The organism is Neobacillus sp. WH10, assembly GCF_030123405.1.
In the GTDB taxonomy this organism is placed as follows: Bacteria; Bacillota; Bacilli; order Bacillales; family Cytobacillaceae; genus Neobacillus.
The window spans coordinates 5107666-5123658 of record NZ_CP126110.1; the positions used below are offsets into that span (position 1 = coordinate 5107666).

The 15993-nt window shown below is 38.0% G+C and carries 10 protein-coding genes and 1 pseudogene; 5 read left to right on the forward strand and 6 right to left on the reverse strand.

All coding sequences use genetic code 11. The annotated features are described in order from the left end of the window. Positions 1 to 14 precede the first annotated feature (14 nt). Positions 15 to 743 (reverse strand): amino acid ABC transporter ATP-binding protein, encoded by a 729-nt coding sequence (locus QNH20_RS24650; protein ID WP_283920560.1) that lies wholly within the window; start codon positions 741 to 743, stop codon positions 15 to 17. 1162 nt (positions 744 to 1905) lie between these two features. Further along, positions 1906 to 4935: an efflux RND transporter permease subunit gene (locus tag QNH20_RS24655; protein WP_283920561.1), complete on the reverse strand. Its 3030-nt coding sequence runs from the start codon at positions 4933 to 4935 to the stop codon at positions 1906 to 1908. Between the two features lie 1083 nt (positions 4936 to 6018). Between QNH20_RS24655 and QNH20_RS24660 the strand changes: the two genes are divergently transcribed. Together QNH20_RS24660 and QNH20_RS24665 are read left to right on the forward strand one after the other, a co-directional pair. Next, on the forward strand, positions 6019 to 6879 hold the full coding sequence (locus QNH20_RS24660; protein WP_283920562.1) for an SPFH domain-containing protein: 861 nt from the start codon (positions 6019 to 6021) through the stop codon (positions 6877 to 6879). A 12-nt stretch (positions 6880 to 6891) separates the two neighbouring features. Then, positions 6892 to 7044 carry a type II toxin-antitoxin system antitoxin gene (locus tag QNH20_RS24665; protein WP_283920563.1) on the forward strand — a complete coding sequence of 51 codons (153 nt, stop codon included), beginning with the start codon at positions 6892 to 6894 and terminating at the stop codon, positions 7042 to 7044. Positions 7045 to 7455: 411 nt separating this feature from the next. Here the strand turns inward: QNH20_RS24665 and QNH20_RS24670 are convergent, their stop codons facing one another. After that, complete coding sequence (locus QNH20_RS24670) at positions 7456 to 9060, reverse strand: ABC transporter permease (RefSeq protein ID WP_283920564.1); 1605 nt, start codon at positions 9058 to 9060, stop codon at positions 7456 to 7458. After that, a complete protein-coding gene (locus tag QNH20_RS24675) occupies positions 9060 to 9977 on the reverse strand; it encodes an ABC transporter ATP-binding protein (RefSeq protein WP_283920565.1) in 918 nt (305 codons plus the stop codon). The genes QNH20_RS24670 and QNH20_RS24675 overlap by 1 nt, the downstream gene beginning before the upstream one ends. A 163-nt stretch (positions 9978 to 10140) precedes the next feature. On the opposite strand from QNH20_RS24675, the gene QNH20_RS24680 reads away from it, so the two are divergent. Next, positions 10141 to 10728, forward strand: a complete 588-nt coding sequence (locus QNH20_RS24680; protein WP_283920566.1) for a TetR/AcrR family transcriptional regulator — start codon at positions 10141 to 10143, stop codon at positions 10726 to 10728. 649 nt (positions 10729 to 11377) lie between these two features. On the opposite strand, the pseudogene QNH20_RS24685 reads toward QNH20_RS24680, so the two are convergent. Then, positions 11378 to 11599: pseudogene (locus QNH20_RS24685) on the reverse strand (phospho-sugar mutase); the annotation flags it as partial. Positions 11600 to 11823: 224 nt separating this feature from the next. Between QNH20_RS24685 and QNH20_RS24690 the strand changes: the two are divergent. Both QNH20_RS24690 and QNH20_RS24695 read left to right on the forward strand, forming a co-directional pair. Continuing rightward, on the forward strand, positions 11824 to 13380 hold the full coding sequence (locus tag QNH20_RS24690; protein ID WP_283920567.1) for an amidase: 1557 nt from the start codon (positions 11824 to 11826) through the stop codon (positions 13378 to 13380). A gap of 497 nt (positions 13381 to 13877) precedes the next feature. Then, positions 13878 to 14231, forward strand: coding sequence for an acylphosphatase (locus QNH20_RS24695; RefSeq protein ID WP_283920568.1), 354 nt, complete (start codon positions 13878 to 13880; stop codon positions 14229 to 14231). A 709-nt stretch (positions 14232 to 14940) separates the two neighbouring features. On the opposite strand, the gene QNH20_RS24700 is transcribed toward QNH20_RS24695, so the two are convergent. Further along, complete coding sequence (locus QNH20_RS24700; RefSeq protein ID WP_283920569.1) at positions 14941 to 15978, reverse strand: SDR family NAD(P)-dependent oxidoreductase; 1038 nt, start codon at positions 15976 to 15978, stop codon at positions 14941 to 14943. Positions 15979 to 15993 lie beyond the last annotated feature (15 nt).

The window sequence follows — 15993 nt, forward strand, 5'->3', positions numbered from 1 at the left end:
ATCCCCCTTTGTTTTTAATGATTTAATATACGGCTGAGAAATAGGCGCGCTCTTTCTTCCTTTGGATTCGCGTAAAAATCAGCCGGATTTCCCTGTTCAAGTATTTGCCCGTGATCCATAAAAATAATGCGATCAGCAACCTCTTTTGCAAATCCCATTTCATGGGTAACGACGACCATCGTCATCCCCTCTTTTGCTAGCGTTTTCATAACATCTAGCACTTCACCAATCATTTCAGGATCCAGAGCAGAAGTAGGCTCATCAAACAGCATAATTTCAGGCTTCATTGCAAGTCCTCTTGCAATCGCAACCCTTTGCTGCTGGCCCCCTGATAATTGAGATGGATATGCGTTTGCCTTATCGGGTATACCTACTTTTTCTAGATAATATCTTGCTACTTTCTCAGCTTCCTCTTTTGATTGTTTTAATACCATCAAGGGTGCAGTTGTAATATTTTCAAGAACGGTTTTATGCGGATATAAGTGAAAATGCTGAAATACCATCCCGATATTTCGTCTTAACTGATTGATATTTGTTTTTTTGTCATTTACCTTCAACCCGTTAACAGTTAATTCCCCATCAGAGATCGTTTCCAGATGATTAATACAGCGAAGCATCGTACTTTTCCCCGATCCAGAAGGACCTATGACAACGACTACTTCACCTTTATTAATTTCTAGATTAATATTTTTGAGAACATGAAAGTCTCCATAATACTTGTTTACAGAATCAAATCGAATCATACCAATCCCCCTCTCTGTTGTTTTTTATAAGTATGTAACCCACCCAATTGTAGGAAAAGTGCATGCTTCATTTGCGCGGCGTATAGACTGGAACGCTTCAAATGAGATAAAGGAAACACGGAGAGTAATAGCTTTTCCATGTTGACTTATCATAGGGAGAAGAGTGAAGTCTATTAGCCGGTGGGCGATGAAACTGGACATTTCTCGAAGTCGAAATTCATATTTTCTTAATCTTGTAAGAAAAAATAAACTTTCGATTGTTTAGAATAAACAAACAATTGATGGTATATTAATATACTACAATTCATTTTTAAATTAGTAAACATTGATTCGGAAATTTATAAATATTCAAAATGAATCGAAAGACTTACTATCGCAGGAGAAAATTGGAAATATTAAGATAAAAATAGGCATAACTAACTAATCAATTTCTCTTTATTTACTCTCTATAATTAGACAACACTTGACCATTCTCTACAAATTTCCCTTTCAACCAAACGTTTAATGAAAATGACTGTAATCCTTGATAAATACATCATTTCCCATCCCAATCCACAAAAATTGTGTCGAAGTGTGCGCGAATGTTTAAGATATGAATAGAGTCCAAACATCTATTTTCACTAGCAAACATCTAAGGGTGACCTTTTTCCTACATTCATTATCCCAATAAAACGATTTAGGGAATAATCCCTATTTTTTTGCCTTCTTTGATAAACTTTAATTATATTATTATTTTCCTTAATTGAATTTTTCCTCGGCTATATATTCTGCATAAGGTGGTAACATCTATGGTATTTGACGGCATTATCATATCGTTTATAGTAGGATTTCTTTGAAAAAGCAACTTGAGGGCACTAGCACAACTAAAGCTAAAGTGGGGTTGGACCTTTCCTCTGTTATTAGTCGTTCAATTAGCCGTTTCACATCTATATCGTTATCATTTATTCCCATAGCAGCAGCTTCTTTTAGTATTCCCTCTCGTGAAGAATGATCATCGATGGTTTGATTCTTAAATCGATGTTATATGAATAACCTGGAGGTGGAATGATTCTTTTTTTAGCCACAAAAAAACCACCCAACTAATTTAGTTAGGTGGAGTTATGCTAATTCGTCTAATAATACTAAACACCCTAATTTTTGTAGATATTTAAATTAAACCCACTCACGCCGATTCCTTACCAGTTACTTTATCAGTAGTCTTCTTAGATAATCTCCCTTTTACCGATTTCATTACATGATACGTAGTCGGCACAATCACCAAGGTTAATAGAGTAGATGTCAACAATCCTGAAATAACAACAATCGCTAGAGATCTTGAAATTAATCCCCCTTCACTCGAGAGTGCTAATGGTAATAATGCACCGATTGTTGCAAAAGCCGTCATGAGAATTGGGCGAAGACGCGTTTTTCCAGCCTCTAGTAAAGCTTCTTTGACCTCTATACCCTTCTTCTCATTTTGCTTCACTCGCTCCATCAAGACAATCGCATTTGTGACAACAATACCTATTAACATCAGAAACCCAACTAATGCCGGCATACCAAGTGCTTGATTAGTAAGATATAATCCTAGTAACCCGCCTGAAAATAAGAATGGCAACGAAGATAGGATTGCTACTGGCATTAACATATTCCCAAATGCTATAAGCATCACGATAAACACAAGTACAACCGCAACTGCCATAGCAATCATCATATTGGTAAATCCTTCATTCATCGCTGCCGCTTGACCTTCTGAACGATAAGTTACCCCTTTTGGTAAATCTACTTTTTTTAGCCGTTTATCAACCTCCGCTTGCACACCGGAGGAATTATCCGTCGTGATCCGGCCAGTAACCTGTACATATGGCTGCTGATTTAACCGATACAAAGCGGAAGGACTAGGTGCTTTTTTTAGGGCTGCCACTTCTAAGAGACTTACTTGCTGCCCTAGCGGATTGGTCATCTTTTGACTCATAATATCATTAATGGTGTTTACGGAAGAGCTATTCAATGACAAATTTACACTAGTTGTTTTCCCTTCTACTTGCATATCTAAAACTGTATCGCCCGAAATGAGTTCTCTCACGTATCCCGCAATCATGACCGGACTTACACCTTTTTCCGCCGCTTTATGATCATCTATTTCCAATTGGAGCTGTTCCTTCACTCCTGTGAGGTTGGATTCTACATTTTCTAAGCCATCGATATCTTTAATCTTATCGGTAATTATTTTCCCGGCTGTTTCTAAGTCTTGGGCATTCCCGCCCTCGATAATTAACGCTAAACCACTGGTTCCCACAATCCCAACAGGAGCAAGGGCTACCTGCATTTGATCATCCAGTTTTTCTACTTTTGATCTCACCCTTTTTTCAAAATCATTTGTTTGAGCTTTCGTGATGTCATCCTTTAAATCAATGGAAAAACGAATATGTTCGCCATTCACAATCGTTTGTAAATGTTTAATTTGCTTTTCTTTTGCTAAGATATCTTCTACTTTAACAGCAATATCGTTCGCTTTATCCAATGAAGTTCCATCTGGTAAATCTCCTGCTAACCGGTAGGAGACATCTTTTTCTTGAGGTAAAAAATTCTTTGGAATCATAGGAACTAGTGCCAGTGACCCGGCAAAAAGGATGACGGCCAAAACTATCGTAACAGCCCTCTTATTTAATACCCATGACAGCACATTCTTATAGGCTTTTTCAAAAAATGTTTCTTTCACCTCTTGATGTTTGATCCGCAGTAAAAATAGCTTTGCTAATAATGGCACAACCGTCAAGGAAACAATTAAGGAAAACGCGAGTGCAACAATGACTGTAATGCCAAACGGCGCAAAAAAACGACCAATTATCCCTGGAACAAAGGAAAGCGGCCCGAATACGGCAATGGTTGTAAGGGTGGAAGAGGTAATCGCTCCTCCGACTTCTTTTGCGGCTGTCAAAACCATTCTTTCATCACGTCTTGTGCTTGTTAACGTTCGACGGTAAATATTTTCAATGACGACAATCGAATCATCAATAACCCGTCCAACGGCAACCGCAATTCCGGCCAGGGTCATCATGTTTAAGCTATAGCCAAAATATTTCAATGTAATCATCGAGGCTAATATTGATAATGGGATGGAAAGAACCGCAACAATCGTTGCTCTTATATTACGAAGGAACAAGAACGTAACAATAACGGCAAACAATGTACCAAGCAAGACTTCCCGCAGCATCCCATCAACTGATGTTTTCACTTCTTTGGATGTATCATATAATTTCGTTAATTTGTAGCCGGAAGGAAGCTCTAATGCATCCAGCTTTTCCTTTGCTTGCCCCACCACTTCAACGGTATTGGAGCCTGGCTGTGCCTTCATCTCAACCAAAACAGCTGGCTTTTCATTTAATCGAGTGTAGACCATTTCCTTTTTGTTGCTATAAGAAACGTCGGCGATTTCTGACAGGCTCACTTGTTGCATTCCAGCAGGTCCTTGAGCCAATATTTGAATCTTTTTAACATCCTCAACTGAATCCAGTTTGAAATCGGCCTGCACATTGAATGTTTTATCTTCAACATTTACCTGCCCTGCCGGGAATGAAAAATTGTGTGCTAACAGCGTTTGCTTGACTGTCTCATACGTCATTCCAAGCTGCTTCATTTTTTCCGGATCGAGTTTGATCGCTACTTCTTTTTCGGTCTCACCCGAAATATCAATGGTTCCGGCTCCATCGATTCCTGTCAACGCCGGCTTGATCCGTTCATTGATAAACTGAGTCAAGTCCGATTGATTAGCTGTTTCAGACGAAAGCGCAAATGTAAATACAGGCATAGCAGATGGACCGTCCTTTATAATATCAGGCTTTTCTGCACCTGCAGGCAGCTTCATGGCAGCGACGGCCGTTGTTACATCCTTTTCTGCTTCGTCCATATCCTTGCTCATTTCAAATTCAAGAATTCCCACTACTATATTACTGTGTGCTTCAATATATAAATTATCTAATTTCTTGATACCTGAAAGTGTTTCTTCTAATGGCTTACCAATATCCTCTAATCCCTGTTCAGGAGTTGCCCCGATATAGGGAACCTGGACAACAATATAAGGAATGTCAACATTAGGCATTGATTCCATCTTCATCGTTCTGACTGAATAAATCCCCCCGGCAATCACCATTAGCATGGCAATAAAAATAACCCCTGCGTTCTTAAGTGAAAAATTAATCCATGATTTCATCCCTTCTCTTCCCCTCCGCTTGTTTTACACCATCCGCTGTTTTTTCTCCCTAGCGATTGGTTAATTTACCCTTTTCAATATAGAATTTCCATTTTATCATCGACATCGGTCAGTTGCTGTAATATCATCTACATCCTGAGACCTAGGAAATTCATTAGCGGAAGCGTTCGGATTCGGGGACCCAGCGGCTATGCTGCTTCTAAGCGACCGTATCAATGGAAAATTTACATGTCTGGGCGTTTATAATGACTATAAACATTTTTGTAGAGATGTGTTTTACCTCTAAAAGTTATACAATACCAACTGATTTGTTCTATTTACATCTTATGAGGGACTAATCTTTCTGTTTATTCAATCGTTTTGGCCTTCATCCCGCTTATGAAGGTCTAATCTTTCCTTTTTTTCAATCATTTTGGCCTTCATCCCCCTTATGAAGGTCTAATCTTCCTGGTTTTTCAACTGATTTGGCCTTCATCACCCTTATGAAGGTCTAATCCTTCCTTTTTTTCAATCGTTTTGGTCTTCATCCCCCTTATGAAGGTCTAATCTTCCTGGTTTTTCAACTGATTTGGCCTTCATCATCCTTATGAAGGTTTTATCTTCCTGGTTCTTCAACTGATTTGGCCTTCATCACCCTTATGAAGGTTTTATCTTCCTGGTCTTTCAACTGATTTAGCCTTCATCCCCCTTATGAAGGTTTTATCTTCCTGGTCTTTCAACTGATTTAGCCTTCATCCCCCTTATGAAGGTTTTATCTTCCTGGTTTTTCAACTGATTTGGCCTTCATACCCCTTATGAAGGTCTAATCTTCCCCTTTTTTGATTTGGATCCTGAGAAATCCCTACGTAGAAGGCTTCTTCATCGATTTTCACAGTATAAAATCCACTAAAACATCTATGTAAACATGTAAACAAGCGAGGGAGATTGATGTATCTAGAGATCAAATTAAAACGAGGGTTTTTATTAATAAATCACCTGTTTTATTTGGTAAAATAACAAATATTTTACTTTTTATACTAAATGTATTATGATATAAATGTGATATCACTTTTATATCACTTTTACTATAGGGAGGGGTTATTAATGAAAGAAAAATCGATTTTTAAAATGAATGGTTTTGCAGCACTTATCATTGCTCTGTTGTGTATTGGTTTTGGAATTTATCTAATCGTTACCGGAGCGGCAATTGCGGGAAAAATAGCCGGAATAGTCGTCGTAATTGTGGGATTAATTATTGGTACGAGTTTAACCATTGTTCAGCCAAACGAAGCAAAAGTATTAACGTTCTTTGGAACCTACATTGGTGTCATCCGGGATCAAGGATTATGGGCAACCGTTCCCTTTACTTTCAAACGAAGTGTTTCATTACGTGTGACGAACTTCAACAGTGAGAAGCTAAAAGTAAATGATTTAGAAGGAAATCCAATTGAAATTGCTGCTGTTGTTGTGTACAAAGTTAGGGATGCAGCAAAAGCATTGTATGATGTAGAAAACTATGAAAAATTCATCCAGATTCAAAGTGAAACTGGTATTCGTCATATTGCGAGCACATATGCCTATGATTCGTTTGGAAATAATGATAGCACCTTAACCCTTCGTCAAAATAGCGATGAAGTAGCTGATGTTCTTATGTATGATTTACAAAAACGGCTTGATGTGGCTGGGGTAGATGTCATTGAAGCACGGATCATGCATCTTGCCTATTCTTCCGAAATTGCTTCTGCCATGCTTCAAAGACAACAAGCCCAGGCTGTTTTATCTGCTCGTAAGGTGATTGTCGACGGTGCTGTAGGGCTTGTAAAAGCAGCGATTGATCAGCTTACAGAGCAAGATATTGTCGAGCTCGACGAAGAGAAAAAAGCACAAATGGTCAATAACCTGATGGTTGCCATTGTTTCCGAGAAAGGAACACAACCAATTATCAATACCGGAAGTATTTATTAAGGTTGTGTCATCATGAGTAAAAGAAAATCATTTCCGCTGCGAATCGACCCAAAACTATACGAAGTACTGGAAAAATGGGCAGAAGATGAGATCAGAAGTGTTAATGCTCAAATTGAGGTAATATTAAAAGATGCTGCAAAAAAAGCGGGAAGATTAAAAAAATAATAACTAGATGCCAAGTTGTTTACTAAAGGATAACTATGAAGCCTGTATTTAAGATTACTAAGTAATTATAGATACAGGCTATTTTTATTAAAGCCTCCGTTTGTACAATTCCAATAACCGACATCCTTACGACAAATTTCCATATTGGATATACTATTTAATCGTTCGTTTAAAATGGCTGCAAATACTGATCTATAAGAATTTCCACTGCAAATAACGGGAAAAGATTGTTGAAAGATGCAAGAGAATTTCCCAGACAATAACCTAAATTTTCACAAAATTTGAATAATTTTTTTGTATGAAAATCTATATGACAAACGAATTATTGTTAAATACCTGAACTTGCAGGCAGAAATCCTTAGCGAGTGATAATTGCTTGCATAATGCTCCGTATAGGAATACTTAACTTTATTACCCCTGGATATCCCGTTTTTTATAGCCGATAAAACCTACAACCATTAAAACAATTGCTATAATTGTCAGTATGGAAACTTTCATGAGGTCCATTTCTTCAATAGGAAGTTGCGGGATATAACCAAACGGCGATAGTTTCCCCATCCATTCTGGGAACTGAAGTAAACCGCCTAAATAAATTACGAAAAATGAATAGGTCAAATAAACCCAAGTCAAACCAGATAATTTTGGTGCCAAACCGATAAACAACACCGCGATTCCAATCATGATCCACACCGCAGGCAGATAGGCCATTGCTGCACTATAAAAGGTACCAAAAGGAATTCCTTCCTCCATTACCGAATTCCCGACTGCCCCCAGACTAATAGCAGCAAGCGACAGCATCACAAACGCACTTACCATGGATACGATACAATAACACGCCATAAGCCGCGAACGAGACACCGCACGACTTAGTAAGTGTTCTGTGCGATTCTTTTTCTCTTCCCCTTTAAGCTTGAATATGGCCATTAAAGGTGGAATCGTACAAATCATCGAGATTATTTTCATCAACATCGTTAAAAATTGTTCTGTTAACGAAAAGCCTGCTGCTGGTGTTAACATTTTTTCCATCATTTCATTATTGGAAAAATAGGACTCTAGATCACCTAATACTGACCCGTAAGATGCTCCAAGTATTAACATTCCAACTGCCCAAGCAATTAGTCCAGTACGCTGAAGTCTTAGCGCAAGACCAAGCGGACTTTGTAAAAAGGAAGATGCATATTTTCTGCCCGGCTTAGCCGGTATGAATCCAGCTTCCAAATCACGGATGGCATTCAAATATAGCGAAGTGATAACCAAAATAAGCGCCACTCCGATTGTTAGTAAAATTGGCCACCAGTAATTATTCACATATACTTCTGAACTTAAAACCCAACCTAATGGTGAAAACCAAGAGAGTGCTTGATTGCTAACATCCCCAATGGCACGAATTAGATAAGACATGAGCAATATAGCGATGGAAAAGCCAATCGTCCCTCGTGATGTCACCGTCAACTGGGCGAATAATGCTGTGATTGCGGTGAAGATGATACCTGTCGCTCCTAAAGCTGCTCCATATAAAAGAGACCCATCTAAATCCATGCTTTTGATTCCAAGAGCGTATAACCCAAAACCGATAATTAGCGCTAATAACAGATTTGCTCCAACCGAAACGAAGATGGATGCCTGTAAATTCGACAACCGTCCAACAGGCAGCGAGCGAATCATTTCAATCCGACCTTCCTCTTCATCTGCTCGTGTATGACGCGCAACAAATAAAATGCTCATAATCCCAACAGCCAAAGCAGTGAAAAGTAACATTTGATGGGCCATCATAGCTCCGTTTGTATAGTTATCCAGGCCGTAACTTGGACCAAGCATCGCTGTCATAGCAGGGTTCTTCATCGTTTCTGCTGCGATTTGTCTTTCTTGCTCTGTAGAGTACAATCCCGTAAATGCATTTGCAACGATAAATGTAAGAACGGATAAAGAGAGTAACCAAACAGGAATACGAATACGATCTCTTCGAAGCATTAATCGAGAGAGTCTCCTTGTATTAATGTATAACTGTTTTGACATTATAAAGCACCCCCAGCTCCTGTATTGGAAGTTTTTCCTGCACCTTCATAATGGCGCATAAATAAATCTTCTAATGTAGGCGGCGCGCTTTCTAATTTCACGATTCCGAATTGACTTACATATTTCATTACATTGTCCAATTCCACTGAATCTACCTGGAAGGAATATGTTTGACCTTTCTTCTCGATATTATGAACTCCTTTTACTTCGTGTAAAGAAGATAAAGCCTCCTTCGTTTCGACAAGTAAGTTTGTTCTGGTTAAGTGCCGCAGTTCATCTAATGTTCCGGTTTCAATAACCTGCCCTTGTCGAATAATTGCCACTTTATCACACAACTTTTCTACTTCCGATAAAATGTGGCTGGATAATAAAATGCTTTTTCCCTCTCTTTTTGCTTCCATCACACATTCCTGGAAAATTCTCTCCATTAATGGATCCAGACCCGATGTTGGTTCATCTAAAATATAAAGATCAGCGTCAGATGAAAAAGCTGCAATTAAGGCAACCTTTTGCCGGTTTCCTTTTGAATAGGTTCTACATTTTTTCGAAGGATCTAAATCGAATTTTTTAATTAGTTCTTCGCGCCTGCTTTTACTATTTGTTCCGCGTAATTTCACAAATAGATCAATTACTTCCCCGCCTGTTAAGTTAGGCCATAAGTTCACATCGCCTGGAACATAGGCAATTCTCTTGTGTATTTCAACTGCATCTTTCCAGACATCCATGCCAAAGATCTTCGCTTCTCCTTCTGTTGCTTTTAATATACCGAGCAGAATACGAATAGTTGTTGATTTTCCCGCACCATTTGGACCAATGAATCCAAATACTTCACCATTATTCACTTCAATGTCTACACCATTTAAAGCTGTAAACTTTCCAAACTTTTTCGTTAAATTCGATGTTTTTAAGACAGACATTTTTTATTCTCCTCTTCTCCATCAAAATTTTTGAACGAGTTATGAAATATTTTAACTTATATAGTTCATAATATATAAAATGTATTTATTTTACAATAGGTTATGAACTATTTTAATTGTTTTATTACATAAATTTTATTAAACTTAACAAGAGGTGAAAGATATGGATGGGTTTCAACGACGAAGGGAGCAGAAGACAAAGAATATATTAGAAGCTGCTTTAGCCTTATTTATGGAGTATGGTGTGCAAAAAATTTCAATTGCTGAAATAGCTAAAAAAGCAAATGTATCTCAAGTAACGATCTATAATTACTTTGTGAGTAAACATAATTTAGTGCATGAAGTTTATCTTTATTATTTAGACAAGGCGTCGGATGAATTTGAACAACTTCTTCATAGCAATATACCTTTTCCTGAAAAAATAAAACAGATGATGTTTACAAAGAATGAAGAAACAAAACAGATCAATGAAGATTTTTATCAATATATAATGATGGAATATTCGACCAGCGCCGATTATTTTAAACAACTATATGTAGAAAAGTCTCTTCCTCGTTTTATTGATTTGTTTAACCAGGGAAAGGCAGAGGGATATGTTGATCCGAATTTGTCTAATGAAGCGATTATTTTTTTCATTCAAGCGTTGAATCAATATTTACAACGGGAAGAAGTCTATCAAAAAATACTACCGCTGACCGAAGATATTATGAAGATTTTCTTTTATGGAATCGTTGGAAAAAGAGAAAATTGACGGGAAGCAGGAAATTGGAAACAGGGATTGAGCTTGGAAACAGGCAAACTGTGCCAGTCACTGTTTGCCATAGAAGTTTTTTATACTGAAAGTGAGGATGAAGGAGCGAGAATAAAAAAGAGAAACCTGCTTGAAGCATTTCTCTAAGCTGGTTTCTTATCTCTTTCCTATCGTATTCCTCGTCAAACAAACTATGGCCCCCTATTGTCTGAAAGCAGGTATCATTCAGACAAGGCAAGGCTTAAAATGCTAGATCCTGTCTGAATTCAGGGCTCATTCAGACAGGGATAGGCTAAAATAGTGCAAAAATGTTTAGATCTTAGGAGTGAAGGAACCACTAGTTCCACTAACCGACATCCTTACGACAATAATCCATATAAGATATACTATTTAATCGTTTGGTTAAAAAGGCTGCAAATACTGATCTATAAGTATTTTCACTACTAACAACGGAAGAAGATTGTTGAAAAATGCAAGAGAAATTCCCAGATAATAACCCAACTTTCCACAAATTTAGATCATTTTCTTTTAAACCTACATTACTCTACTAATTACCCACCCTTTCCCTACTACTCAAACGATTGGTTGAAAATAACGAAAGGATGCACCAGTTCTGGGTTTATCCTTCAAAAGAAATAGATTTTAGTTATTCCTGATAGAAACCATACTTTTCAAATATGGCTAAAAGTCCTTCATACATCGCCATGCCTTTTGATTTATAGTAAGCGGCAACCCTGGCAACAAAAATAGCTGATTGGACAGAATCCTTGTCACGGACAAAGGAACCGATCGAATAACCATAGCTTTCCACATACCCAAACAGAAAGGTATGCTCTCCCGTTTATTCATATTCATTAATCTTTTCGCCTAGCTATTGGAACTATCATCGGATAACAAAGAACTAACAAATTTCGACAAACTTAGAGCGGTACCAGGCACCTCAATTTTTACTGCCCGTTCAAGAGGGATAAAATGAATCCTTCTAATTGGTAAATCCTTCCCATATAATCTAGTCTTTCATGACCTTCCTCTCATTTACAGTAAAAATATAGATTGATATATTCTAATTATTCTAAAAAATGAAAGGAGTTCCAAATGGGAAAGTGGTATAACAAATTTATAGTTTTCTTCACTTCTCTTGTAATGGCTTTGGGGTTGTACGCAGCTCCAGCAGGTGCTGTTTCTAATTCAGCAAGTCCCTTCGCTGAAAGAGTTTTATCTGTTGAGATTGAGGAAGCGACGATATTTGAATTGCAGCATGCGATGCAGAGGGAGATTTTAACCTCTGAGGAATTGGTTCAATTCTATCTCAATCGAATTGAGGAGTACGATGACAGCATTAACTCCATCATTACGGTTGACGAAAATGTATTACAAGAAGCGAAACAACTAGATAAAGAACGCAAAGCGGGAAAAGTTCGCGGTCCCTTGCATGGAATTCCGGTTATTTTAAAAGACAACTATGATACATACGATATGCCTACTACTGCAGGATCCCTGTCACTTGAAGGTTCTATCCCTCTAAAGGATGCTTATCAAACAAAGAGATTAAGAGATCAAGGTGCAATCATCTTAGGGAAAGCGAACCTGCATGAATTTGCTTTCGGATTCCAAACAATTAGTTCCCTTGGTGGACAAACTTATAATCCATATGATTTGACAAGATACCCAGGTGGTTCAAGCGGAGGTACTGCAGCGGCGGTTGCTTCCAACTTTGCCACTGTCGGATTAGGGACAGACACTGGTGGGTCCATCCGAATTCCTTCGTCCTTTAATAACCTGGTTGGACTTCGCCCTACTATGGGACTTGGCAGCCGCGATGGAATCATTCCACTTGCACTATCACAGGATGTCGGCGGACCGATGGGACGAACGGTTGAAGATGTGGCTGTCGTGGCCGATGCAATTGCTGGCTTTGACCCATCAGATCCGGTTACTGAGGCCAGCATCGGGAAAGTTCCAAAAACCTATACTCATTATCTTAAGAAAAATGGATTAAAGAAAGCTCGGATAGGCGTTATTCGCGACCTGTTTGGGAATGATCCTCAAGTCAATAAAATGATGGATCAAGCGATTGCGGACATGGAAGCGCTTGGAGCAGAAGTGTTCGAGGTTACAGTTCCAAATCTTAGTCAAATTCTTTCTTATCCAAGCTTAAGCGGATACGAATTTAAATTTCAGTTAAATGATTATTTGGCTAGCCTTGGGCCGGATGCACCTGTAAGGACGTTATCAGATATTATCGAAAGCGGGAAATTTCATCCAAGTTTGGAAAGTGGATTAAAATCCCGAAATGAAAGAGAATCATTAGAAAATGATGAGGAATACCATGACATTATTACCAATCGTCCTAAAATGGCAAGGGAAAGCTTAATGGCAACGTTTAATGAACATGACCTTGATGCACTACTCTATCCAACTTCGAGTGCTTTACCGGCACAGGTGGGCAGAAGCCAAGGTGCAGGAAATGCTAATCGCTTAAGTCCTTATTCAGGCTTCCCTGCAATCTCGGTTCCTGCCGGCTTCAGTGACAACGGCCTTCCAGTCGGGCTCGAGCTGCTAGGAAAAGAATTCGACGAGCCAACATTGATTAAACTAGCCTACGCTTATCAAGAAGGAACTAACCATCGAAAAGCGCCTGAACTAGAATAAGAACCCACATAGAAAAAGGTTCAGTCCCACTAGCCTTGCAAGTCTTGAGAAAATAAAACAAGTTTTGCTAATGAAAAAAACTCCTATTGTAGAAATTGTTAACCTTGTTTTGTTCTCTAAACGAACAAGTCTTCTACAAAGGAGTTTTTTCAATGAGTGATGAAAGTACATCATTTTTTGTAAAAAGGAACTGAGCAGAGTACCAAAGGATTCTTACTTCAATTCTTTATTTCTTATTCCTAATTGGGAGCTATCTTCAATAATGAAGAACCGCTTTTTCCTTAACGGAGCAGGATAAAGAATGTGTTAATCCAACAAGGATTAACACATTTTTTTAGAAGTTATTGTACTAACGGTTCAGTTTAGTTCGATAAAAAGGATAAGTTAATCTTAATGGAGAATATATATTTAGCTTTACTTCTTAGAGGGAGTAAAGCGTTTTTATTATTTAGTTTCGGAGACGATTTAGTAATAAACTAAAAGGAGTACGTCGTAGAATGAGTGTTTTTAAGAAATTAAGAGATGAGTATGTAATTCGGCATGCAAATCGAATTGAGTTTCCTAAATTTGTTTCAAGCACTATATTAAGAAAGAAAGTAACTTTTTCTGGAAGAGTGCAAAAAGTAGGATTCCGCTTGGAAATTTATTGTATTGCTCAAAGAATGAAATTAACGGGATGGGTAAAAAATTTAGAAGATGGAAGTGTGGAAGCTGAAATACAAGGGGAAGAATCAAAAATTTATTTTCTAGTCAATTGCATGCAGTCATTAAAACGGGCATCTGTAAAAAAAGTGACAATGATTGATGTACCTATTAGTGAGGATGATGAAATTTTTACAATAGTGAGATAAATTGCGTTCCACAATCGGGGGATCAATTCTTTCTAAGAGTGCTTTAATTTAATAAGAAAATTAGAATAAATGCAAAATTAGCACGGTCATTTGACTGTGCTAATTTAATTTAATACAAAAAACACCGTACTAAATACAGTGCTTTCTTTGTACGATTTAACTTGTGATTTACCCAACTTTTCTAAATTTTGTACTTCAAAGCGGAACCGTTACTAATTGAGGCATTTTTTAAATTTTGATACCTTTTTAATTTATATGACACCAATTTCATAATTAGAATATCTAATTGAGTGGGTTTCCCTTTTGTACGGGACTTTTTCCATATCGAATCAAGAGACAATCAGATTATTGATTAAAATTTCCTTATCCAATTGCGCCCTGATTATTTGTGGGAGGACATCACGAATTCACCCCATCGTTTTATACTCACTCCGCGGCTGCTATATTCCCTTGGTCCACTTCATAAACGGAGCTTGGAATAAATCACGTAGCGGCAACAGCCACTTCCCCTTTTGCTTTAAGCTGAAGCAAACATCCTTGATTAACACATGAATCAATACTGGAAATCACGGCACCCTTTTGGATGACAACCGGCAAAAATTTTAGTAGATTCTCCACAAATCAAACGTTTGATTAAATCCAATAGAAACGCTTTCCCCCTTAATTACAAAAAGAGGAATGGATTCTTACGCCATTCCCCTTTCCAATCTTACTTCACCTGATAATACTCACAATACCATTCCGCAAACTTCTGTAAACCATCCTCAATCGATGTCTTCGGCTTAAATCCAACCGCCTCTTCCAACAATTCAGTAGAAGCAAAAGTTGCTGGAACATCCCCAGGCTTTATCGATTCAAATACCTTTTCAAAAAGCACTTCCCGCCCCATAGCATTACTTAAACACTTCTCCAATGTTTCAATAAATGCCATCAGTTTTTCAGGGTTATTGTTACCTATGTTAAATACCTTATGAGGTACATTATTCTCCCCAACCGAAGGGTTGCAAAGAAGTCGCTCAATCCCTTCCACGATGTCATCAACGTAGGTGAAATCGCGATATAGGTCGTTTTCAAAATCACCATTATTAAAGATCCTAATTGGTTCACCGGCAAAATACTTATTAGCAAATCCGAAGTATGCCATATCTGGTCGTCCCATAGGACCATATACAGTGAAGAATCTAAGTCCAGTCGCAGGTATCTTGTAAAGATGGCTATAGGTGTGAGCCATCAATTCATTGGATTTCTTAGTTGCCGCATAAAGAGAAACAGGGTTATCTACCATATCAGTTTCTGAGAACGGCACTTTTTTATTTGCACCATAGACAGAGCTGGATGATGCATAAACGAGATGATCCACTGGATTATTTCTGCAAGCTTCAAGGATGTTAAAAAAGCCAATGATATTACTTTGAATATATACATCTGGATTCTCTATAGAATAACGCACACCCGCTTGGGCAGCTAGATTCACAACAATGGTAGGCTTGTACTCTTCAAAAATGGCAGTAATCATAGCCTTGTCTGAAATATCACCCTTAATGAAAGTAAACTTTTCAAACGCCTCAAGTTTCTCTAAACGAGCAAACTTAAGATTTACATCATAGTAATCATTCATATTATCAATACCAATAACACAGCAGCCCTGCTCTAACAGCTTCTTGGACAAAAAGTATCCGATGAAACCTGCTGCACCAGTAATCAAATACGTTTTACTTTTATCTAGTGGTTTGAAGTCTGTCTTCATTTGGGTCGATCTCCT